The 21,933-nt window shown below is 71.4% G+C and carries 18 protein-coding genes and 1 tRNA gene; 14 read left to right on the top strand and 5 right to left on the bottom strand.

Annotated features, from left to right (window positions below; all coding sequences use genetic code 11):
* Positions 1-57: 57 nt before the first annotated feature.
* On the bottom strand, positions 58-753 hold the full coding sequence (locus KZC56_RS00930; RefSeq protein ID WP_206252885.1) for a PadR family transcriptional regulator: 696 nt from the start codon (positions 751-753) through the stop codon (positions 58-60).
* Between the two features lie 101 nt (positions 754-854).
* On the opposite strand from KZC56_RS00930, the gene KZC56_RS00925 reads away from it, so the two are divergent.
* Positions 855-1,364, top strand: a complete 510-nt coding sequence (locus KZC56_RS00925) for a flavin reductase family protein (RefSeq protein ID WP_136036597.1) — start codon at positions 855-857, stop codon at positions 1,362-1,364.
* Positions 1,361-1,804 (top strand): riboflavin kinase, encoded by a 444-nt coding sequence (locus KZC56_RS00920; RefSeq protein ID WP_136036598.1) that lies wholly within the window; start codon positions 1,361-1,363, stop codon positions 1,802-1,804. The genes KZC56_RS00925 and KZC56_RS00920 overlap by 4 nt, the downstream gene beginning before the upstream one ends.
* Before the next feature lie 102 nt (positions 1,805-1,906).
* On the opposite strand, the gene KZC56_RS00915 is transcribed toward KZC56_RS00920, so the two are convergent.
* The gene (locus tag KZC56_RS00915) at positions 1,907-3,415 is read right to left on the bottom strand and encodes a PucR family transcriptional regulator (RefSeq protein WP_247637647.1); all 1,509 of its coding nucleotides are present in this window, start codon (positions 3,413-3,415) and stop codon (positions 1,907-1,909) included.
* Positions 3,416-3,508: 93 nt separating this feature from the next.
* On the opposite strand from KZC56_RS00915, the gene gabT reads away from it, so the two are divergent.
* From gabT to poxB, 8 genes are all read left to right on the top strand, one after another.
* On the top strand, positions 3,509-4,870 hold the full coding sequence (gabT, locus tag KZC56_RS00910; protein WP_205814365.1) for a 4-aminobutyrate--2-oxoglutarate transaminase: 1,362 nt from the start codon (positions 3,509-3,511) through the stop codon (positions 4,868-4,870).
* A gap of 92 nt (positions 4,871-4,962) precedes the next feature.
* Positions 4,963-6,345, top strand: coding sequence for a flavin monoamine oxidase family protein (locus KZC56_RS00905; protein ID WP_136029586.1), 1,383 nt, complete (start codon positions 4,963-4,965; stop codon positions 6,343-6,345).
* Positions 6,345-7,229, top strand: coding sequence for a universal stress protein (locus KZC56_RS00900; protein WP_136036501.1), 885 nt, complete (start codon positions 6,345-6,347; stop codon positions 7,227-7,229). Before KZC56_RS00905 ends, KZC56_RS00900 begins: the two co-directional genes overlap by 1 nt.
* Entirely contained in the window at positions 7,229-8,776 is a 1,548-nt protein-coding gene (locus KZC56_RS00895; RefSeq protein WP_136034422.1) for an APC family permease, read from the top strand. Before KZC56_RS00900 ends, KZC56_RS00895 begins: the two co-directional genes overlap by 1 nt.
* A gap of 24 nt (positions 8,777-8,800) precedes the next feature.
* The gene (locus tag KZC56_RS00890; protein WP_136034420.1) at positions 8,801-10,267 is read left to right on the top strand and encodes an NAD-dependent succinate-semialdehyde dehydrogenase; all 1,467 of its coding nucleotides are present in this window, start codon (positions 8,801-8,803) and stop codon (positions 10,265-10,267) included.
* Between the two features lie 22 nt (positions 10,268-10,289).
* Positions 10,290-11,654, top strand: coding sequence for an NAD-dependent succinate-semialdehyde dehydrogenase (locus KZC56_RS00885; protein ID WP_136034418.1), 1,365 nt, complete (start codon positions 10,290-10,292; stop codon positions 11,652-11,654).
* Between the two features lie 117 nt (positions 11,655-11,771).
* Positions 11,772-12,209, top strand: a complete 438-nt coding sequence (locus tag KZC56_RS00880) for a pyridoxamine 5'-phosphate oxidase family protein (protein WP_136034416.1) — start codon at positions 11,772-11,774, stop codon at positions 12,207-12,209.
* Positions 12,210-12,263: 54 nt separating this feature from the next.
* Positions 12,264-13,988 carry a ubiquinone-dependent pyruvate dehydrogenase gene (poxB, locus tag KZC56_RS00875; RefSeq protein ID WP_247637646.1) on the top strand — a complete coding sequence of 575 codons (1,725 nt, stop codon included), beginning with the start codon at positions 12,264-12,266 and terminating at the stop codon, positions 13,986-13,988.
* Positions 13,989-14,014: 26 nt separating this feature from the next.
* Here poxB and KZC56_RS00870 read toward each other — a convergent pair whose 3' ends face one another.
* Positions 14,015-16,813, bottom strand: a complete 2,799-nt coding sequence (locus KZC56_RS00870; RefSeq protein WP_247637645.1) for a hypothetical protein — start codon at positions 16,811-16,813, stop codon at positions 14,015-14,017.
* A 20-nt stretch (positions 16,814-16,833) separates the two neighbouring features.
* Complete coding sequence (locus KZC56_RS00865) at positions 16,834-18,657, bottom strand: HSP90 family protein (protein ID WP_247637644.1); 1,824 nt, start codon at positions 18,655-18,657, stop codon at positions 16,834-16,836.
* Between the two features lie 193 nt (positions 18,658-18,850).
* Here KZC56_RS00865 and KZC56_RS00860 point away from each other — a divergent pair.
* From KZC56_RS00860 to nusG, 3 genes are all read left to right on the top strand, one after another.
* Positions 18,851-18,923, top strand: a tRNA-Trp gene (locus tag KZC56_RS00860).
* A gap of 40 nt (positions 18,924-18,963) precedes the next feature.
* Positions 18,964-19,236, top strand: coding sequence for a preprotein translocase subunit SecE (secE, locus tag KZC56_RS00855; RefSeq protein WP_136034407.1), 273 nt, complete (start codon positions 18,964-18,966; stop codon positions 19,234-19,236).
* A 42-nt stretch (positions 19,237-19,278) separates the two neighbouring features.
* Entirely contained in the window at positions 19,279-20,313 is a 1,035-nt protein-coding gene (nusG, locus tag KZC56_RS00850; RefSeq protein ID WP_136037470.1) for a transcription termination/antitermination protein NusG, read from the top strand.
* Between the two features lie 81 nt (positions 20,314-20,394).
* On the opposite strand, the gene KZC56_RS00845 is transcribed toward nusG, so the two are convergent.
* Positions 20,395-20,793 carry a VOC family protein gene (locus tag KZC56_RS00845; RefSeq protein ID WP_136034403.1) on the bottom strand — a complete coding sequence of 133 codons (399 nt, stop codon included), beginning with the start codon at positions 20,791-20,793 and terminating at the stop codon, positions 20,395-20,397.
* Between the two features lie 62 nt (positions 20,794-20,855).
* On the opposite strand from KZC56_RS00845, the gene KZC56_RS00840 reads away from it, so the two are divergent.
* Complete coding sequence (locus tag KZC56_RS00840) at positions 20,856-21,833, top strand: helix-turn-helix transcriptional regulator (protein WP_308194367.1); 978 nt, start codon at positions 20,856-20,858, stop codon at positions 21,831-21,833.
* The last annotated feature ends 100 nt before the right edge of the window (positions 21,834-21,933 follow it).

Here is a 21,933-nt window from a genome sequence, read left to right as displayed (position 1 = left end):
GTCCGGAGGGGGCGGCGCGGGGTGCGGTCAGTCCTTCGCGGTGCTCTTCGTCGCCGTCTACGCGGTGCTCTTCGTCGCCGTCTTCGCGGTGCTCTTCGTCGCCGTCGTTGCGGTGCTCTTCTTCGCCGTCTTGGCGGGGCTCTTCGTCGTGGCGGCCGCCGCCTCCCGCTCCGGCGTCGTGTCCTCGGCCGTCTCGCCCGCGAAGGCGTACTCGCCGGCCCGCAGCCGTTCCAGCAGGTCGAGCAGCCACTGCTTCTCGGCGGTGAGCCGGGCGGTGGAGAGGTCGAAGATCTCGCGCACGTACTTCGGCGTGGTCTCGGAGCGCAGGGTGTCCTGCACATCGAAGCCGTTCTGCGTGATGATCGCGTCGCTCTTGATGAGGCGGTGCTCCAGGCCCGCGATGACCTCCTGGCGGCTCAGCACGAACATGAACGAGGCGACGGTCATGATCGCCTGGGTGTCGAAGGCCGCCACGTTCCAGAGGTTCTCGCGCAGCATCCGCTGCAGCTCGACCTCGCCCGAGGGGGTGATGCGGTACGTGGTGCGGGCGGGGCGCTTGCCCTCGGCCTCGGTGCCGCTCTCCGCGATGTACCCGTCGACCTCCAGGGCCCGGAGGGCGTTGTAGATCGAGCCGGGCTGGATGTGCGCCCACTCGTCGACGTGCCAGGTCATCAGTTCTCGCCGGAGGAAGTAGCCGTGTACCGGCTGGAACTGCTTCACGGCGCCGAGGACGACGAGACGGGTGGTCGACATGTCGTTCATGCTAACGGCTGGGATGCGCGTTCCCGGTTGTTTGAGTGGTCAAATTTGTCTATAGTCGCCTTAGTCAAAGTTGACTATCGAAAGGACTCGTGATGACCACTGCCGTGACCGATGCCCTGCCGCGCGACCGTGCGCTCCGTCGTGCCTTCTCGGTCTATCCCACGGGGGTGGTCGCCCTCGCGGCCGTCGTGGACGACCGCGCCGTCGGGATGGCGGTCAACTCCTTCACCTCGATCTCCCTGGAGCCCGCCCTCGTCGCGGTCAGCGCCGCCCGCACCTCGAAGACCTGGCCGGTGCTGCGTGCCGTCCCGGAACTCGGGATGAGCGTCCTCGCGGCACACCACGAACCGCTCAGCCGCTCCCTGTCCGCGCGGGAGGGGGACCGGTTCGGGGGTCACGCCTGGCACCGCACCGACGGCGGGGCCGTGCTGGTGGCCGACGCCGCGCTCTGGCTCACCTGCCGTCTGCACAGCACGTTCGACGGTGGCGATCACGAGATCGCTCTGTACGAGATCCAGGACGTGACGCTCTTCGACGACGTCGAGCCGCTCGTGTTCCACCAGAGCCGCTACCGCGCGATCTCTCCCGCCGCAGACGTGTGAGCGCACCCGTCCGCGAGATCGCCGGAGTGGTCGTCACCGGCGACGGTCGAGGACGCGACCTCGGGTTCCCGACCGCCAACCTCGCCCTCGACGGCCCCGGTCTCCCCGCCGACGGCATCTACGCCGCGCTGGCCTGGCTCGACGACGAGCAGGAGGGGATGCCCGCGACCGTGAGCGTGGGTGCCAACCCGACCTTCCACGGCAGCCGGGAGCGCCGGGTGGAGGTGCACCTGCACGACACGGACCTCGACCTGTACGGGCACCGCCTCCGGGTCGAGCTGCTCTCGCTGCTGCGCCCGACGCTCTGCTTCGACACCGTCGCGGCCCTCGTAGCCCAGACCGCCGCCGACATCGAGCGCGCCGGGGCCCTCCTCGCGACGGTGCCGCGGGCGCGCACCGGACGCCCGGCCTCGCGCCGAGGGCACGGTTTCTCCGCGTGAACAGGCGGGGTGGTCGGCAGCAAGCCGCGCACTCGGCGAGGGGATGGAGCCGCGCGGGATGAGGTGGCGCGGGCCCGAGCCGGTGCAGGGGCGGGGCGCCTATCAGTCGCGCGCGGTCTGCAGCAGCGCCCAGAGCTCGGCGCGGGCGGGGAACGACGCCAGATCCACGCCCAGCATGGCGCCGGCCTGCGCGACCCGCGAGCGCAGGGTGTGCCGGTGGATGCCCAGCGCCGCGGCGGCCGGCTCCGCGCGTGCGTCGTGCTCCAGCCAGACCCGCAGCGTGTGCTCGAGTCCGGTGCCGACCGCCGCGTCCTGCTCGCGCAGCGGCGCCAGGCGCGACTCCGCCACCAGCCGCGCCTCGTCGGTCGCCAGCGCCGTGAGGATGTTCGCACCCACCGTGTCCGCGTAGCGCACGACGGCCGCAGACGCGGGTTGCCGCAGGGCCGTCAGCGCCTGGGCGTGCGCACGCGAGAAGACCGCGTAGCCCTCGAGGCCGGAGACTCCGATGCGGATGCCGAAGCGCTCGGCGACCTCGTCCAACAGTCCCTCGTCGCCCGAGGACACGCACATCGTCAGGCCCTCGGGCGACTCCGCGAGGAACGACACCGTGCCGTGGTCCGCCCGGCGCCGCTCCCACCAGTCGACCAGCGGTCCGGCCGGGGCGTCGGCGGCGACCGCCACCACGATCGGTGCCGGAGGGAGGGCACCGAGCACGCGGCGGGCGAGCGCGGGGTCGTCGGCCAGCAGCGACTGCAGCAGCTGGGTGTGCAGGCGGCGACGGCTCCTGGCGAGCTGCTCGCTCTGCTCCAGCGCCAGTCCGGCCATCGCGATCACCGAGGTCACGACCGACCGGGCCTCCGCGTCCAGCGTCTCGGCGGCGACCGCGATCACCCCGCGCAGGTGCCCTCCGCGCCCGACGGTGAAGAGCATGAAGGTGTGTGCGTCGATCGTGAGCGACTGCCCCGCCTCCAGTCCACGGCCCAGGATCTCCAGCACGCGGTCGGCGAGCAGATCGAGCGTGGCGGTGTCGACCGCATCACGCGGATGGGCGAACAGCAGCGCCCCTGCCGCGTCGTACATGCCCGCCCAGACGTCGAGCCGGCGGCCGAGCTCCGCGACGATCGCGTCGAGGCCGCGCGGGCGGAGGGCGGCCAGGGCGAGCGCGCGCTGCGTGTCCAGCGCCCAGGAGCGGCGGGCGTACGCCTGGGCCGCGATGGCCTCGGAGTGTGCGCGGGCGACGGCGATGAACGGCGTGCGGTAGGGCACCTCGAACAGGGGGATGCCGTGTGCGGCGCAGGCGGCGATGAGCTCGTCCGGGATCCCGGAGCGGTGCACCTCGGTGCCGAAGCCGAGCCCGAGCACGCCGCGGTCGGCCAGCCGCCCGACGTAGGAGGGGATGTCCGCGGCGCCGTCGAACTGCGTGCCCGTGGTGAGCAGCGCCAGATCCTCGGACAGGAAGGGCGTCGGGTCTGCGAGGTCGGAGCCGTGCACCCACCGCAGCGGCCGGTCGAGGGCGCCGTCAGGCAGGGCGTGCTCGTCGGACACGAGCGTCAGGCCGAGGTCCCTGCGCTGGAGCAGGGACCGCAGCGTGGGGGCGTCGGTGGGGGCCATGGGCTTCCGTTTTGTACGAGGTGGCGAATCCGCTGCTCAGATTGTACAAGCCGGCGAATGCGACCCTCCCGGCGGCGGTCTTACGCTCGCGACATGGCACTCCTCGACACCGCAGCACCCGCAACCCCCCTCGGCGGCCCCGACCTCCCGCAGGAGCGTCGCCTCGTCACGGAACTCCCGGGCCCGCGCTCGGCCGAGGTCCTCGCCCGCAAGGCCGACGCCGTCGCCGCCGGTGTCGGCCACACCGTGCCGGTCGCCGCCGTTGCCGCGGGCGGCGGAGTGGTCGTCGACGCCGACGGCAACTCGCTCATCGACCTCGGCTCCGGCATCGCCGTCACCACGGTCGGCAACGCGCACCCCAAGGTCGCCGCGGCCGTCGCCGCGCAGGCCGCGCAGTTCACCCACACGTGCTTCATGATCTCGCCCTACGAGTCGTACGTCGGGGTGGCCGAGGCGCTGAACCGGGTCACCCCCGGCGACTTCGCCAAGAAGAGCGCGCTGTTCAACTCGGGCGCCGAGGCGGTCGAGAACGCGATCAAGATCGCCCGCAAGCACACCGGACGCCAGGCCGTCGTGGCGTTCGACCACGGTTACCACGGCCGCACCAACCTCACGATGGCGCTGACCGCCAAGTCGATGCCGTACAAGAGCGGCTTCGGCCCGTTCGCCCCCGAGGTGTACCGCGCCCCGATGTCGTACCCGTTCCGCGACGGCCTCGAGGGCGCGGAGGCCGCGGCCCGCGTGATCCTGCAGCTCGAGAAGCAGATCGGCGCCGACAACCTCGCCGCCGTCATCATCGAGCCGATCCAGGGCGAGGGCGGCTTCATCGTCCCCGCCGAGGGCTTCCTCCCCGCGATCGTCGAGTGGTGCCGCGCGAACGGCGTCGTCTTCATCGCCGACGAGGTGCAGACCGGCTTCGCCCGCACCGGCCACATGTTCGCGAGCGAGATCTTCGGCATCGAGCCCGACCTCATCACCACGGCCAAGGGCATCGCGGGCGGCCTGCCGCTGGCCGCGGTCACCGGTCGCGCCGAGATCATGGACGCGTCGCACTCGGGTGGCCTCGGCGGCACCTACGGCGGCAACCCGATCGCGTGCGCCGCGGCCCTCGCCGCGATTGACGTGTTCGAGAACGACGGCGTGATCGAGCGCGCCCGCGAGATCGGCGAGATCCTCATCGGCCGGCTCACCGCGCTGCAGTCCGACGACGCCCGCATCGGCGACGTGCGCGGACACGGCGCGATGGTCGCAGCCGAGTTCGTCGACCCCGAGACCAAGGCCCCCGACGCCGCGCTCACCGCCGCGGTCGCGAAGGCCTGCATCGCGCAGGGCGTGATCGTGCTCACGTGCGGCACCTACGGCAACGTCATCCGCTTCCTGCCGCCGCTGTCGATCGGCGACGAGCTGCTGAACGAGGGCCTCGACGTCGTCGCGCAGGCGCTCGCCTCGGCCTGACCCCGCTGTCCGGCCGCGTCCCCGGATCGGGGGATTTCGGGACGCGGCCGGTACTTCATCCCCCACATCCCCCGACGACGAAGGAGTTGCAGATGGCTGAGATCACTCGCGACGTGCTGATCGTCGGCGCCGGAGCCGCAGGGCTCACGGCCGCCAACGATCTGCGCAAGGCCGGCCTGTCGGTCGCCGTGCTGGAGGCCCGCGACCGCGTGGGCGGCCGGCTGTGGACCGACGTGATCGACGGCGCCATGCTCGAGATCGGCGGCCAGTGGGTGTCGCCCGACCAGGACGCCCTGAAGGACGCGATCGAGGAGCTCGGGCTCGAGACCTACAGCCGCTACCGCGAGGGCGACAGCGTCTACGTCGGCCCCGACGGTCAGGCGCACCGCTTCACGGGCGAGATGTTCCCGGTGTCGCCGGAGACCGAGGCCGTGATCGCCCGCATCACCGGCATCCTCGACGCCCTCGTGGCCGAGATCGACCCGGACAAGCCGTGGGAGCACCCGAACGCGGCGGAGTGGGACTCCATCTCGTGGGACGCCTGGCTGCGCTCGCAGACCGACGACGACGAGGCCGTACGCAACCTCGCCTTCGCCACCGGCTCGGCGATGCTGACTAAGCCGACGCACTCCTTCTCGCTGCTGCAGTCGCTGCTCATGGCGGCCTCGGCCGGCTCCTACTCGAACCTCGTTGACGCCGACTTCATCCTCGACAAGCGCGTGGTCGGAGGCCTGCAGCAGGTGCCGCTGCGTCTCGCCGAGCGCCTGGGGGAGGACGTGCTGCTGAACCAGCCCGTCCGCAGCCTGGAGTGGTCGGATGACGGGGTCGTGGCGACCACCGACGACCTCACGGTCCGCGCACGGTACGCGATCCTCGCGCACGCCCCCATCCTCTACAACCGCATCTCCTTCGTCCCGCCGCTGCCGCGTCGCCAGCACCAGCTGCACCAGCACCTGTCGATGGGCTTCGTCATCAAGGTGCACGCCGTCTACGACCGGCCGTTCTGGCGCGAGCAGGGCCTCAGCGGCACGGCGTTCAGCCCGTACGAGCTCTCGCACGAGGCGTACGACAACACCAACCACGGCGACGAGCGCGGCACCCTGGTCGGCTTCGTCTCCGACGCCAACGCCGACGGCGTGTTCGAGCTGTCGGCCGAGGAGCGCAAGGAGCGCATCCTCGAGTCGCTGTCGCACTACTACGGCCCGGAGGCCAAGAACCCGGTCGTGTACTACGAGAGCGACTGGGGCAGCGAGGAGTGGACGCGGGGCGCGTACGCCGCGAGCTTCGACCTCGGCGGGCTGCACCGCTACGGCGCCGACCTGCGCACGCCGGTCGGACCGATCCACTTCGCCTGCAGCGACATGGCCGGAGCGGGTTACCAGCACGTCGACGGGGCGATCCGCATGGGCCACCTCGTCGCGGCGAACATCGTCGACGCCCGCCGCGAGGCCGGCGCTCCCGAGAGCATCGGCTGATGACCGGCTCGGTCGTCGTCGGCTACACGGCGACGGACGCGGGGGCGGACGCCGCGGCGCTGGGCGCCCGGCTGGCCCGCAGCATCGGCGCGACGCTGCACCTGGTGATCGTGCTCCCCACCGAGGGCACCCGCAGCGCGGCCGTCCCGCCGGAGCGCGCGTATGAGGACGTGATCCGCACGCAGGCACGGAAGTGGCTGCAGGACGCGGTCGTGCGGCTCCCGCAGGAGCTGGTGCGCAGCGGCCACGTGCGCTTCTCCGAGTCGTTCGCGGAGGGGCTCATCGCGGCGGGCGAGGAGTTCGACGCGAGCGTGATCGTGATCGGCACCGCGGGCGGCGGCCTTTTCGGCCGTCACCGCCTCGGCAGCGTCGCGTCCGAGCTGCTGCACTCCTCGCCGATCCCGGTCGCCCTCGCGCCGTCGGGGCTCGCGCAGCAGGACGACCACGTGCTCCCGCGCGTCACGGTCGCGGTCGGCACGCGTCCGGGTGCGGAGGGCGTGCTCGACCAGGCCGTCGCCCTCGCCGGGGCGGCCGAGGTCTCCCTGCGGCTGGTGTCGCTCGTGCCGTTCGACGTGCCGCCGGGCCTCGACACCGGCGCGATCCGCCTGGCCGGCAGCGAGCACGCCCACCGGGTGCTCGCGGTCGCTGCCGAGCAGCTGCCGGACGGCCTGGGCGCGGTCGTCGAGGAGGCACCGGGCGAGACGGTCGAAGACGCCGTCGCCGGGCTCTCCTGGCTCCCCGGCGAGGTGGTGCTGGTCGGCTCGAGCCGCCTGGCACAGCCGCGCCGTCTGTTCCTGGGCTCCACGGCGGCGAAGATGCTGCACGAGCTGCCCGTTCCCATGATCGTCGTCCCGCGCACCCGCAACGAAGCAGGAGACCGCTGATGAGCAGCACCAACCGGGCGACGGAGCCCGCATCCGGCGTCACGACCGGCATCTCCACGAAGGGCCTGAGTGCCGGCACCGTCGGCCTCATCGGCGCCGTCGTGATTGGCATCTCGTGCATCGCCCCCGCCTACACGTTCACGGCCGCCGTCGGCCCCACCGCGTCCGAGGTGGGCGCGCAGATCCCGGCGATCATCCTCGTCGGCTTCATCCCGATGCTCCTGGTGGCCTTCGGCTACCGCGAGCTCAACAACCGCATGCCCGACTCCGGCACGTCCTTCACCTGGGCCGCCCGCGCGTTCGGACCCTGGGTGGGCTGGATGGCCGGCTGGGGCCTGGTCGTCGCGACGATCCTGGTGCTGTCGAACCTCGCCGGGGTCGCCGTCGACTTCCTGTTCCTGCTGCTGTCGCAGATCACGGGCAACGCCGGGATCGCCGACCTGGCCGGGGTGACGTGGATCAACATCGGCGTGTGCCTGCTGTTCATGCTGGGGGCGACGTGGGTGTCGTACCGCGACATGCAGACGACCCAGAAGCTGCAGTACTGGCTGGTGGGCTTCCAGATCCTGGTGCTGGTGTTCTTCGCGGTCGCCGCGATCGCCCAGGCCGTGAGCGGCAACGGCTTCGACTACCAGCCGTTCGACCTCAACTGGTTCAACCCGTTCGCGATCTCGTCGTTCAGCGCCGTGGCGGCCGGTCTCTCCCTGTCGATCTTCATCTTCTGGGGCTGGGACGTCACGCTCACGATGAACGAGGAGACGAAGGACCCGGAGAAGACGCCGGGCCGCGCGGCCACGGTCACCGTGCTCACGATCGTCTCGCTGTACCTGCTCCTCGCCGTCGCGATGATCATGTTCGCGGGCGTGGGCACGGGCGAGCTCGGCCTCGGCAACGGCGATATCCAGGAGAACGTGTTCTTCCACCTCTCCGGACCGATCCTCGGGCCGCTCGCGTTCCTCGTGTCGCTGGCGGTACTCACCAGCTCGGCGTCGTCGCTGCAGTCGACGTTCGTCGGTCCGGCGCGCACCCTGCTCGCGATGGGCCACTACGGCGCCCTGCCGAAGTCGTTCGCGAAGGTCAGCCCGCGGTTCTTCACCCCCGGCTACGCCACGATCGTCTCGGCCATCGTGGCCTCGGCGTTCTACGCGGTCATGCGCGTGGTCAGCGAGGACACCCTGTGGGACACGATCCTCACGCTCGGCATGATGATCTGCTTCTACTACGGCATCACCGCGTTCGCGTGCGTCTGGTACTTCCGCAAGCAGTGGTTCGACTCCACGCGCAACGTCTTCTTCACGTTCCTGTTCCCGCTGGTGGGTGGCATCATCCTCGCGATCCTGTTCTTCACCACGCTGATCGACTCGATGGACCCGGCTTACGGCTCGGGGTCGGAGATCGGCGGCGTCGGGATCGTGTTCATTCTCGGGATGCTGATCATCGTCGTGGGCATCGCGGTGATGATCTGGAACGCGATCCGTCGCCCGGCGTTCTTCCGCGGACAGACGCTGAGCATCGACGCGCCGCCGAGCCGGCGTCGTCGCCCCTAGCCCCCACTCACAGAAAGAGAACCCATGAGCACTCAGACCGAGCAGGCGCTGCTCGACAGCATCCCCACTGGACTCTTCATCGGCGGACAGTGGATCGACGGCGAGACCGGCGCCACGTTCGACGTCAAGGACCCGGCCACGAACCAGGTGATCCGCACGATCGCCGACGCCACGCCCGCCGACGGCATCCGGGCGCTCGACGCCGCAGTGGCCGCTCAGGACGAGTGGGCCGCCACCGCTCCGCGCGTGCGGAGCGAGATCCTGCGCCGCGCGTTCGACCTGGTGCAGGCGCACAAGGAAGACCTGGCGCTGCTGATGACCCTGGAGATGGGCAAGCCGCTTGCCGAGGCGCGCGGCGAGGTCGCGTACGGCGGCGAGTTCCTCCGCTGGTTCAGCGAGGAGGCCGTGCGCATCAGCGGTCGCTACGGTCTGAACCCGGAGGGCACCGGGCACATGATCGTGTCGCAGCGCCCCGTCGGGCCGTCGTTCTTCGTCACCCCGTGGAACTTCCCGTTCGCGATGGCCACCCGCAAGATCGCGCCGGCGCTCGCCGCCGGGTGCACGGTGGTCATCAAGCCCCCGGCACTCACGCCGCTCACGACCATCTTCTTCACGAAGCTGCTGGAGGAGGCGGGGCTCCCCGCCGGCGTCGTCAACGTGGTGCAGACCTCGAAGTCCAGCGCCCTGTCGGCGCCGATCATCGCGGACCCCCGGCTGCGCAAGCTGTCGTTCACGGGGTCGACCGAGGTGGGCCGCAAGCTCATCGCGCAGGCGGCCGAGGGCGTGCTGCGCGTGTCGATGGAGCTCGGCGGCAATGCACCGTTCGTGGTGTTCGACGACGCCGACCTCGACAAGGCCGTGGAGGGTGCGCTCGCCGCGAAGTTCCGCAACATCGGCCAGGCGTGCACGGCGGCCAACCGCTTCATCGTGCACCGTGACGTGGCCGGCGAGTTCGCCAAGCGGGTGACCGAGCGCGTGAACGCGATGAAGATCGGCCGCGGCACCGAGGAGGGCGTGGCGATCGGCCCGCTCATCGACGAGGACGCGGTGGCCAAGGCGGGCGAGCTCGTCGACGACGCGGTGGAGCGCGGCGCGACGCTGCTCGCGGGCGGCAAGGCGCTCGAGGGCACCGGCACGTTCTACGAGCCCACGGTCCTCACCGATGTCGTGGCCGGCAGCGCGATCCTGCGCGAGGAGATCTTCGGCCCGGTGCTGGCGATCGCCACGTTCGAGACCGAGGATGAGGCCGTGCGCCTCGCGAACGACACCGAGTACGGCCTGGTGTCGTACGTGTTCACCGAGAACCTGCAGCGCGGTCAGCGCATGATCGACGCGCTCGAGACCGGCATGATGGGACTCAATGTGGGCGTGGTCTCCAACGCGGCGGCTCCGTTCGGCGGCGTCAAGCAGTCCGGTGTCGGCCGCGAGGGCGGCTTCGAGGGTATCCACGAGTACCTGTCCACCAAGTACACGCTGATCCCGGTCTCCTGACCGGACGGCAAGAGGAGGAGACATGACCGACTACGCCGTCGTCAATCCCGCCACCGGCGAGACCCTGGCCACGTACGACACGTTCACCGATGCGCAGATCGAAGAGGCGGTCGCGGCCGCCGACGAGGCGCACCGCGAGTGGTCGCGCTCGACCACGGTCGCGGAGCGCGCACAGCTGCTGCGCCGCGCCGCCGAGCTGCATCGCGAGCGCCGCGAGGAGTTGGCCGACGTGTTCGTGCGCGAGATGGGCAAGCCGCGCGAGGCCGCGCTCGGCGAGGTCGACTTCGCCGCCGACATCGCCGAGTACTACGCGGATCAGGCCGAGGACATCATGGCCGACCAGCCCATCACGATCCTCGGCGACGGCTCGGCGATCATCCGCCGGTCGTCGCTGGGGCCGCTCGTGGGCATCATGCCGTGGAACTTCCCGGCCTACCAGATCGTGCGCTTCGCGGCGCCGAACCTGATCGTCGGCAACACGATCCTGCTGAAGCCCGCGCCGCAGTGCCCGGAGTCGTCGAGCGCGATCGAGGCGATCTACCACGACGCCGGGTTCCCGAAGGGCGCGTACCAGAACGTGCTCGCCACGAACGAGCAGATCGCCGACATGATCGCCGACCCGCGCGTGCAGGGCGTCTCGCTCACCGGCTCGGAGCGTGCGGGGGCGGCGGTGGCCGAGGTCGCCGGACGGCACCTCAAGAAGGTCGCGCTGGAGCTCGGCGGCTCCGACCCGTTCCTCGTGCTCTCGACCGACGACCTCGACGCGACGGTCCAGGCCGGCGTGGACGCGCGCCTCGACAACAACGGTCAGGCGTGCAACGGCGCCAAGCGCTTCATCATCGTCGACGAGCTGTACGACGCGTTCGTGGAGAAGTTCACGGCGGCGATGGCGGCCGTCGAGGCGACCGACCCCACGCAGGACGACACCGTGCTCGGACCGGTGTCGTCGGAGGCGGCGGCGGAGAACCTGCAGAAGCAGATCGACACCGCGGTCGCCCAGGGCGCCACGCTGCTGACCGGGGGCACGCGCGACGGGGCGTTCTTCGCGCCGACCGTGCTCGCCGACGTCACGCCGGAGATGGACGTGTACCGGGAGGAGCTGTTCGGCCCCGCCGCCGTCGTGTACCGCGTGGCCGACGAGGACGCCGCGGTGCAGCTGGCCAACGACACCACGTTCGGGCTCGGGTCGTACGTCTTCACGACCGATGAGGCCCAGGCGGAGCGGGTGGCCGACAAGATCGAGGCCGGCATGGTGTACGTCAACCTGGTTCTCGCCGACAGCCCGGAGCTGCCGTTCGGGGGCATCAAGCGCAGCGGCACCGCGCGTGAGCTCGGACACCTCGCCGCCGACGAGTTCGTCAACAAGAAGCTCATCCGCATCGGCTGAGTCCGACGCGGTGACGGTGCCCGGGGGTCGATCGGCCCCCGGGCACTGTCGCGTCCGGTCCTGTGACGTTCGGACGGGTGCTGTCCAGCCGGCGGGTCCGTGGGTGACAATGTCGGCATGAGTGTGCACAGCGACCCCGTCCGGACCCTGACCGATGCCGAGAGCTGGGAGCGCCTGCGCGGACAGGAGCTCGGACGCCTCGTGACCCACATCGGCGACACGATCGACATCTTCCCGATCAACTACGCGGTCGACGGGGACGGCATCGTGTTCCGCACCGCTCCGGGGAGCAAGCTGTTCGAACTGACCGCGAACGCCGATGTGCTGTTCGAGGTCGACGACCACACCGACGTCGACGCGTGGAGCGTGGTCGTGCGCGGGCACGCCGCGGCGCTGGAGACCGATGCCGATGTCGCGCGCGCCGAGGCCGCGGGGCTGCGCCCGTGGATCCCGACCGTCAAGCGGGTGTTCGTCCGCATCGCACCCGCCTCGGTGTCGGGACGCGCGTTCCATCGTGATCCCGAGCCGGAGCGCGACGGCCCCCAGGAGTACTGACCGGCCCGCGTCAACCCCGGCACCAGGGCGGAGGGGCGGGCGTAGGGTCGGAGTATGGCCAACGTCGCTGAGAACATCGTCAAGACTCTGCACGCCAACGGGATCGATCGGGTCTACGGCATCCCCGGGGATTCGCTCAACGGATTCACGGACGCGCTGCGCAAGGACGGCCGCATCCGCTGGGTGCACGTGCGCCACGAGGAGTCCGCGGCGTTCGCGGCCGCCGCGGACGCGGGCACCACGGGTGAGCTCGCCGTCGTCGCCGGCTCGTGCGGGCCGGGCAACCTGCACCTCATCAACGGGCTGTACGACGCCCAGCGTTCCCGCGTGCCCGTCCTGGCGATCGCGGCGCACATCCCGACGACCGAGATCGGCACCGGCTACTTCCAGGAGACGCACCCGCAGGAGCTGTTCCGCGAGTGCAGCGTGTACGTCGAGTACGTGGCGGACCCGAAGCAGATGCCGCGGCTGATGGAGATCGCGATGCGGGCGGCGATCGAGCAGCGCGGTGTCGCGGTGCTGGTGATCCCTGGCGATGTGGCGCTGGCGGAGATCGAGGATGACCGCGCGGTCGTGGTCCGCCGCGCCCGGCCGGTGGTGGCACCGAGCGGGGCGGAACTGGAGCAGGCCGCCACGCTGCTGAATGCCGCGAAGCGCGTCACGATCCTTGCCGGCGCCGGCGTCGAGGGCGCGCACGACGAGGTGATCGCGCTGGCCGACCGCCTGGGCGCGCCGATCGTGCACGCGCTGCGCGGCAAGGAGTTCATCGAGTACGACAACCCGTTCGACGTCGGCATGACCGGTCTGCTCGGGTTCGCATCCGGCTACCGGGCGATGGAGGCCGCCGACACGCTGCTCGTGCTCGGCAGCGACTTCCCGTACGAGCAGTTCTACCCCGACCACGCGACCACGATCCAGGTGGACATCCGCGGCTCGCAGCTCGGCAAGCGCCACCCGCTCGACCTCGGACTCGTGGGCGACGTCGGCGCCACCGCGGAGGCCCTGCTGCCGCGCCTCGCCCGCAAGGACGACCGCACGCACCTCGACGACGCGACGGCGCACTACCGCAAGACGCGCAAGAAGCTCGACGAGCTCGCGGTCCCGGCGAAGGGCGACCGCCCGATCCACCCGCAGTACCTCGCGCGGCTGCTCGACGAGCACGCCGCGGACGACGCGATCTTCACGGCCGACGTGGGGTCGCCGACGGTGTGGGCGGCGCGTTACCTGACGATGACCGAGCACCGTCGACTGATCGGCTCGTTCACGCACGGCTCGATGGCGAACGCGCTGCTGCACGGCATCGGGGCCCAGGTCGCCCACCCGCAGCGCCAGGTCGTGGCCCTCGCGGGCGACGGCGGGCTGTCGATGATGCTGGGCGAGCTGCTCACGCTCACGCAGAACCGCCTGCCCGTGAAGACCATCGTGGTGAACAACTCCTCGCTGAACTTCGTGGAGCTGGAGATGAAGGCCGCCGGGTTCGTCACGTACGGCACCGGACTGGACAACCCGAGCTTCGCCGCCATCGCCGAAGCCATGGGGATCTTCGCCCGCCGGGTGGAGCGCAGCGACGAGCTGCCGGACGCCGTCCGCGAGGTGCTGGCGCACAACGGTCCCGCCCTGCTCGACGTGGTCACCGAGCGTCAGGAGCTCTCGATGCCGCCCGCGATCGAGGCGGCGCAGGTGAAGGGGTTCGCGCTGTACGCGATCCGCACGGTCATGTCGGGCCGCGGCGACGAGCTCCTCGATCTGGCGCGGGCGAACTGGCGCCAGCTGTTCTGACGCCTCCGGCCGCGCGGGGTGCGGGCTCAGCTCTCCAGCAGCGCCCGCACCTCGGCCGCCTCGCCGTGGCGGCCGAGCCCTTCGAGCACGTCGCCGAGCTCGAGCGCGGTGACCTGACGCAGCGGCGGGAAGCCTTCGGCGTGCTCCAGGGCGCTGCGGTAGACCGCGACCGCGTCGGCGGCGCGCTCGTTGCCCGCGAGCACCCGTGCGGCGAACAGCTCGGAGCCTCCGGCGGAGCCCGGGTCGCCCAGCTCCGCGAACGCGTCCGCGGCGGTGAGCGCGGCGGCAACGGCCTCGTCGATCCGTCCGAGCTGCGCGAGCGCGCGGGCGCGGGAGTCCGTCACGTCGGCGTGCAGCCACCCGGCCTCGTGCTGCTGCGCGAGGGCGGCGACCTCGTCGAACAGGGCGAACGCCCGCTCGTCGCCGCGTCCGCCGTAGGCCTGACCCAGGCTGTGGAGCACCTCGCTGAGGGCGCCGACCGCTTCCGGCGCACCCCGGACGATCTCGGCCGCGCCCTCCAGGAGGCGGATCGCGTCGTCGTGCTCCTCGAAGCGGGCGAGGATCTTCGCCTGCTCGGTCATCGCCATCGCCTGGTCGGCGTGCTCCGCGCCCTCGCCGAACAGTTCGGCGGCGTAGCCGTGCACGCCCACCGCCTGTCCGAACTCGCCCGACTCGGCCAGAGCGCGCGCGAGCAGGGTGGCGGTCATGCCGCGGGAGGCGGGGGCCACGTCGGCCTGCTCCTCGCGCTGCAGCACGTCGCCGAACAGCTCGGCCGCCTCCTGGGCGTCGCCGGAGCGCAGCATGGCGCGGGCGAGCCGGAAGTCGACGCCGGTCGCGTCGCCTCCGGCCTCGGCGCGCAGGCGCGAGGCGAGGCGGTAGCGCGAAACGGCGCGGTCGGGGTGGTCGGCGTCCTCCCACAGTGCCCCGGCGAGCACGTGCGCGTCGGCGAGAGCCCGTGTGGCGCCCAGCTCGGCGAGGAGGCGGCAGACCTCGTCGGCGTCCGCAGCGCCGTCGAGGTGCTCGCCCGTGCCTCCGCGCACCCGGGCCCTGGTCTGCAGCGCCTGGGCGCGATGCCCGGCGGAGAGGTCGTCCTGCGCGAGGAATCGGTCGAGCAGAGCGGTCGCGGCCTCCAGGTCGCCCTTGGAGAGCACGGCCCCGATGGCGACGAGCGTGGTGGTGTTCGACAGCCGGGTGTCCTCGGCCTCGGCGAACGCGCGGGCGGCGTGCTCGGCGAGGTCGAGCGCGGCGTCGGGCTCGTCGGCGTGCAGGTGCAGCGAGGCGCGGCTGATGGCGAGGTCTCCGCGCGACCACGCCGGAAGGCGCTCGGCGGTGGCCAGTTCCTCCTCCAGGGCGGCCCTGGTGTCGTCGGTGTCGAGCCCGAACGTGGCGAGGCCGAGGCGCAGCTCCAGCTCGGCCTGCACGTCGCGGCCGGCGTCGCGCAGCGCGGCGATGCGCTCGGGCAGCACCTGCTCCGCCTCCTCGATGCGGTCGAGCGCCACGAGGATCCCCAGGCGCATCGACAGCAGCTGTGCGCGTTTGCCGGGGTCGGTCACCTCGAGCGCACGGGGGAGGGCGTCGAGCGTCTCGTGCTCGGCGCCGAACTGGGCGAGCTGCATCACGCGGTCGAACCAGCCGTCCGCGTCCGTCGGGGTCGTGGCCGGTGCGGTGGCGACGAAGGCGTCGGAGCGGATCGGCACGTCCCAGCTCTCGTCGGCCAGGCGGCGCGAGCGGGCGAGGCTCCGCGCGTGCCCGTCCGTTCCGTCGCGCTCGTCGAACTGCGCGCCGATGCGCTCGGCGGCCGTCCAGGCGGCGGTGGCGAGCTCGGCCGCGGTCCACGCGCCGTCGTGCTCTCCGAAGAGCCCGACGAGGGCGGGGGCGTCCGCACCGCGGACGGGGGTGTCGCCGTGCCCGGTCGCCACGACCCTGTCCAGTGCGACGGCGAAGGCGGTGAGGGCCGCGAAGTGCGCGTCGACGTTCAGGCCGTCGTGCGCGAGCCATCCGATGTGCCGCTCGATCAGGGCGAGGGCACGCGCCTCGTTGCCGGTGACGGCCGCGAACACGATGTTGTTGGCGACGATGCGGAGGTTGTCGGGGTTGTCCTTCGCGAGGCGGTAGCTGCGCAGGTGGGCGGTCTTCGCGTCCTCCAGGCGTCCGGCGCGGAGGTAGGGGAGGAGGACGCGGGAGAGCGCGTGCTCGGGCTCCTCGCCGCACGAGAAGCCGCCCTCGATCATCTCCTCGACCAGGCGGATGGCGTCGGCGTCGCGGTCGGTGTCGGCGAAGAAGCCCGCGAACTGGCTGCGGCCGCAGGCGTCGCAGTGGCTGTGGTCGTCGCGGGGTGTGGCCTCCAGCTGCACGCGCAGCGCCTCGGCGTCGTCCATCCGGCCGGCGTCCCACGCGTCCTCGAACCGGGCGGTGAGCACGCCGCTGAGGCCGAGGCCCGCGGCGCGGTAGTGGGCCTCCATGTCGTCGAGCACGGCGGCGATCTGCTCCTGCGAGAACGCGGGGGACGACCGCAGCGACGAGGCCATCCACTTGAACTGCCACATGAGGTCGGCGCCGCCGTTGTCGAGGTCGGCGGGGAAGCGCTGCGGGTCGGCGTCGTGGTGGGCGAGGCACCACGCGAAGGAGTTGAGCATCACGTCGGTGGCGCCGACCATGTTGGCCGAGGCGGTCTGCCGCATGCGGGCCTCGTACTCCAGGCGCTCGTCGCCGAGCTCGACGGCGAGGGCCACGGCCTCCGCGACGAGGGCCTGCTCCTCCGGACCCCACGGGGTGCGGTCGATCTCCTCGATGAGCTGCTGGAAGCGCTTCTTCGGACGTGCCATGGGAGCCTTTCGGTGGAGTGTCAGCGGGCGTCGCCGAAGGGGAGGGAGTCCCCCTCGATGCCGGCGGAGAGCGAGACGAGGTCGGCCAGCGCGCTGGTCATGAGCGCCCGGTCGGCGTCACGGAGCGGATGGTGGCCGGCGAGGAGCGCCTGGATGTAGAGCAGCTGCACGGTGCGGGCGAACACGGCGTCGTCCTCGACGCGCACCAGGGCGCGCACCACGCGGTTGGACCAGTTCAGGCACAGCCGTGCGGTGAGGTCGTCGTCGCGGGCGGCGGACAGCGTCTGGTCGATGCGGTCGAGCACGCCGCCCCACAGTGCCCCGGCGACCCCTCTGGTGCGGCCGCGGTCGATCGCGCGCAGCACCTCGGGGTCGGCGACGTACAGCCCGGTGAGTGCGGGCTGGTCGATCGAGCGCACGACGACGGCGCAGTCGGAGGCGGCGAGCACGGCCCCCGCGCGGGTCTCGAGCGCCACGGCGGCGTCGCGGTCGTCCAGGGGCGGGGGATCGAGACGGTCGAGCTCGCCGGCGACGTCCACCCTCTCCACGGTGACGGCGGGGTACAGCTCGGGCAGCAGGCGCACGAGGTCCGCGTCGTACAGGTAGCCGCCGTTGACCAGCACCTCATCGGCGGGCGAGATCCCGGCGACCTGGCGGAACTCGTCCACGGTCTGCGCGTAGCGGATGTGCGGGTAGCGCTCGACCAGGTCGCCGATGCGCAGCGTGCCGTGTGTGGTCTCGACGGTGAGCCACCGGGTGATGAACCGCGCGAGCTCCTCGTCGTGGCGCACGAGCGACTTGAGGCCGACCTCGTGCACCGCCACGAACTGTGCGAGGCGGTGCGGCTCGCGCAGTCCGAGCTCGAGCACCCAGCGGCGGATCCCCGCGCCGAGCTGCTCGCGCACGTGCTCCAGGGCCGTGTCCTCCACGAGGGACTCCCGGCTCGCGGTGGGGGCGAGGCCGGTGGAGTCGACGACCGCCCGCACGAAGAACGCCCAGTCGGGCAGCACGTCGTCCACGCGCTCGGACAGCAGCATGCGGCCGAGGTACATGCGGGTGGCCTGGCGTGCGCCGGGCGGGGGTGCGTAGGGGAGCACGTAGGCGAGACCGCGCGTGCCGGTCCCCGGTTCGCCGAGCTCGATCACGTCGAGGGGGTTCGCGCCGAGCAGGTCCCGCCCGTAGGCGACGGCCGCTTCGGGGTCGTCGGCGTGGGAGAGGAACGGCGGCTCGCGCGTGATGTCGACGTCTCCGGCGCCGGTGTCGATCGTGACCCGCACGGGGAGGAACTCGCCGAACGTGGTGGCGAGCTCGTGCACGGCGGCGGGCCGGAGCAGCTCGTCGGCGTCGAACCGCGGTACGAGGTGCACGCTGGTGCCGACCGGGAGGTCGTCGTCGAGCTCGATCACCTGGAACGTGCCGTCGGCGCTGCCCGTCCACTCCACGGCCGCGCCGCCTCGGGCGCTGCGCGAGCGGATGACGATGGTGTCGGCGACCATGAAGCAGCTGAGGAGTCCGATGCCGAACTGCCCGAGGTAGTCGCTGCGGGGGAGGTCGAAGATGTCGCGCTTCGAGCTGCGGCCGACCGTGGCGAGCAGGTCGGCGACCTCGGCGGCGGTCAGGCCGACGCCGTCGTCGCGGAGCACGAACTCGCCGGTCTGCGCGGTGAGCGGCGTGATGCGGATGCGCCCGCCGCCGCCGTCGACCTCGTGACGGGCGGTGATCGCGTCGCGGGCGTTCTGCAGCAGCTCGCGCAGGTAGACGCGGGGGCTCGAGTAGATGTGCCTGCTCAGCAGATCGACGACTCCGCGCAGGTCCACCTGGAACTGCTGCACATCCCCACCCACACGCGCCCCTTCTCGCCGGCATCCGCTCGCCGAGCCTAGCAACAACCCGTATATCGAGCCCGGTTCGGCACCGTCGGGCGGATGCCGTATGCTTGTGGAGCAGTTGTTCTCTGCATTCTTTCGCCGTGCCTCGGGTCTTCGGATCTCGGCGCAGCGCGGGGATGGGAGGGCACCCCGAGGCCTCCGGGTCTCTAGGGCGGTAGCTCAATTGGCAGAGCAGCGGTCTCCAAAACCGCAGGTTGCAGGTTCGATTCCTGTCCGCCCTGCGCGTCAGTGCAACGCTGGCACACGAAAGGTACATTCAGGATGGATCAGGACGAACCGCGCGGCGAGGTCGTCGCGGCCGGCGCCACGCGCCAGAAGAAGGGCAACCCCTTCTCCCGGTTCTTCGGGGGCATCGCCCTGTTCATCCGCCAGGTCATCGCCGAACTGCGCAAGGTCGTCACCCCGACCCGCAAGGAGCTGTTCAAGTTCACGGGTGTGGTGCTCGTCTTCGTCGTGATCGTGATGGGCATCGTCTACGGTCTCGACTACGTCTTCGGGCTCCTGACCCACTACGTGTTCGGTATCCCTGGCTGATGACCCCCGCGGCGGCAGCCGCAGCTATGGAGAAGAAGCAACGTGTCTGAACGATATTCCGACGACGCCGACTGGGCGACCGCCGCAGAGCAGTCCAGCGAGGAGGACGAGGCCCAAGAGGGCAACGTGCTCGCCGCTGAGGAGTTCTCGGTCACCTCTGCCGAGCACGTCGCGGTCCACGTCGAAGACGAGGACGGCGAGGACGACACGGACGACATCGACATCGACATCGACGACCCGGAGGCGGACGCGATCGTGAACGACGCTCTCAACCTGGACGAAGCGGCGGAGTCCGAGGCCGCCGCCGAGGTCCTCAACGATTCCGTGGCCGAGGAGGCCGCCGAGCAGGAGGCCGAGGCGGCTGACGAGGTCACCCCGTACGACGGTCCCGACGTGAACGGCGAGGACGACCGTCCCGCAGCCGAGTCCGAGGAGGACGACGCCGAGTCCGAGGAGGACCCGTACGAGGCCTTCCGCATGGACCTGCGCATGCTCCCCGGCAAGTGGTACGTCATCCACTCGTACGCGGGCTTCGAGCGCAAGGTGAAGGCCAACATCGAGCAGCGCAAGTCGACGCTCGAGGTCGAGGACGAGATCTACCAGGTCGAGGTCCCGATGGAAGACGTGGTCGAGATCAAGAACGGCCAGCGCAAGATGGTCACCCGCGTGCGCATCCCCGGCTACGTGCTGGTGCGCATGGAGCTCACGGAGGACACCTGGTCGGTCGTGCGCCACACCCCGGGTGTCACGGGCTTCGTGGGCAACGCCCACAACCCGACGCCGCTGCGCTTCGAAGAGGCCTTCAACATGCTGAAGTCGCTCGTCGAGGTGAAGGACGTCCCGACCGCCAAGAACATCGCGGCGAAGGGCGGCGTCGCCGTGGCCCGTCCGCTGCCGGCCGAGGTCGACTTCGAGGTGGGCGAGACCATCACGATCAAGGAGGGCTCGTTCGCGGGTCTTCCCGGTTCGATCAGCGAGATCAAGCCGGAGAGCGGCAAGCTCACGGTCCTCGTCTCGCTCTTCGAGCGCGAGACGCCGGTCGAGCTGTCGTTCGACCAGGTCACCAAGATGATCTGACACTGCTGTCATCAGAACGCCCCGCCGGCTCATCCGGCGGGGCGTTCTGCGTGCGGCCGCGGGTCTCCCCGCACCCGTCGGTCAGCCCGCGTGCTGTGCGGCCCAGTGCGGGCTCTGGATCAGGCCGAGGAGATTGCCGAACGGGTCGCTGACCGACGCCGACCACCACCCCTCGCCGCGCTGGGTGACGGGGTCGAACGGGGTGGCGCCGAGGGCTGCGAGGCGGTCCATCTCGGCGTGGATGTCGTCGACGTGCAGGCTCACGAGCGCGCCTCCCGGCTGCGGCAGGGCGGGGCGGAAGCGGGCGTCCATCAGGGCGAACTCGTCGTCGTCGTCGCCGAAGCGCCATTCGGCGTACTGCGGGGTCCCCTGTTCGGGGCGGGTGAAGTACGGCGCGGCGTCGAACACGCGCGCGTACCAGTCGATCGCGGCGGGCATGTCCTCGGCGACGAGGTTGAGGTTGGCGAGACCACGGAACATGGGATCTTCTCCTTTGGTGGGAACGGCTTTTCTTCTATGCTCGACCGTGAAGTGATCACCTTCTGATCACTTCGGAAAAGAGGTTCCCGATCCGTGCCGATCGCCTGATCCAGGCTCTGCTGCTCCTGCGGGGCCGCCCCCGGATCACCGCCGCGGAACTGGCCGCCGAGCTGGAGGTCTCGGTGCCCACCGCGCGCCGCGACTTGGAGGCGCTCGCCATGGCGGGTGTGCCCCTCTATCCGTCTCGGGGGCGCGGCGGCGGGTGGCGCCTGATCGGAGGGGCCCGGACCGATCTCACGGGACTGACCGAGAGCGAGGTGACGTCGTTGCTGGTCGCGCTCAGCCAGAGCCGCGCCGCCGCGCCGGAGCACACGGCCGCGGTGCGCAAGCTCATGCGTGCCGTGCCGGAACCGTTCCGCGAGGGCGCGCAGCGGGTGGCGGAGTCGACCGTGCGGGATGCGCCCTGGGGTGAACCCGATGATGCGCCGGAGCGGCCGGCGGTGTCGGAGCTGCAGCGGGCGATCGCTGCGCGCCGCCGGGTGCGCTTCGGCTACGGCGACGCCGGGCGGCCGGTCGAGGTGGTGCCGCTCGTGGTCGGCAGCCGCGGTCCGCGGTGGTATCTGCTCGCGGCGCCGGGGCGGAACGGCGGGGCCGACGTGGACCGGCTGCGCACGTACCGGGTCGACCGGATCGCGGATCTCGCCCTCACCGACGAGCGGGGGGAAGGGCCGGATGGCTTCGACGCGCCTGCCGCGTGGGAGCGGATGGTCGAGACGGTCGAGGGGCTGCGGGGCGAGGCGCGCGCCGTGATCCGCGCGGAGGCCTGGGCCGTGCGCGCGGTGCTCGACCGCTTCGGGCGCCAGGCCGCGGTGATGGATGCCGACGAGGGACTGATCGAGGTGCGGGCCCACCGTGCGGACGCTCTGGCCGAGCAGCTCGCCGGGTGGACGGGCGCCGTGGAAGTGCTCGAACCGGTCGAGGTGCGTGCAGCCCTGCGCGAGCTCGGGCAGCGGATCGCGGAGCAGTACCGCGACCCCTGACCCCGCGCGGAAGTGGGGCGCGGGATGCGGTAGACTCTTATGGTTTGTGCGCCGCTTCGGCGTGCGCGCTGACGACCACGACCCGGAGATGCCGGGTCCG

The sequence above is a fragment of the Microbacterium sufflavum genome (assembly GCF_023091155.1).
Classification (GTDB): Bacteria; Actinomycetota; Actinomycetes; order Actinomycetales; family Microbacteriaceae; genus Microbacterium; species Microbacterium sufflavum.
The sequence above is the reverse complement of the archived record's forward strand: the minus strand, read 5'-3'. Positions and strand labels throughout refer to the sequence as shown.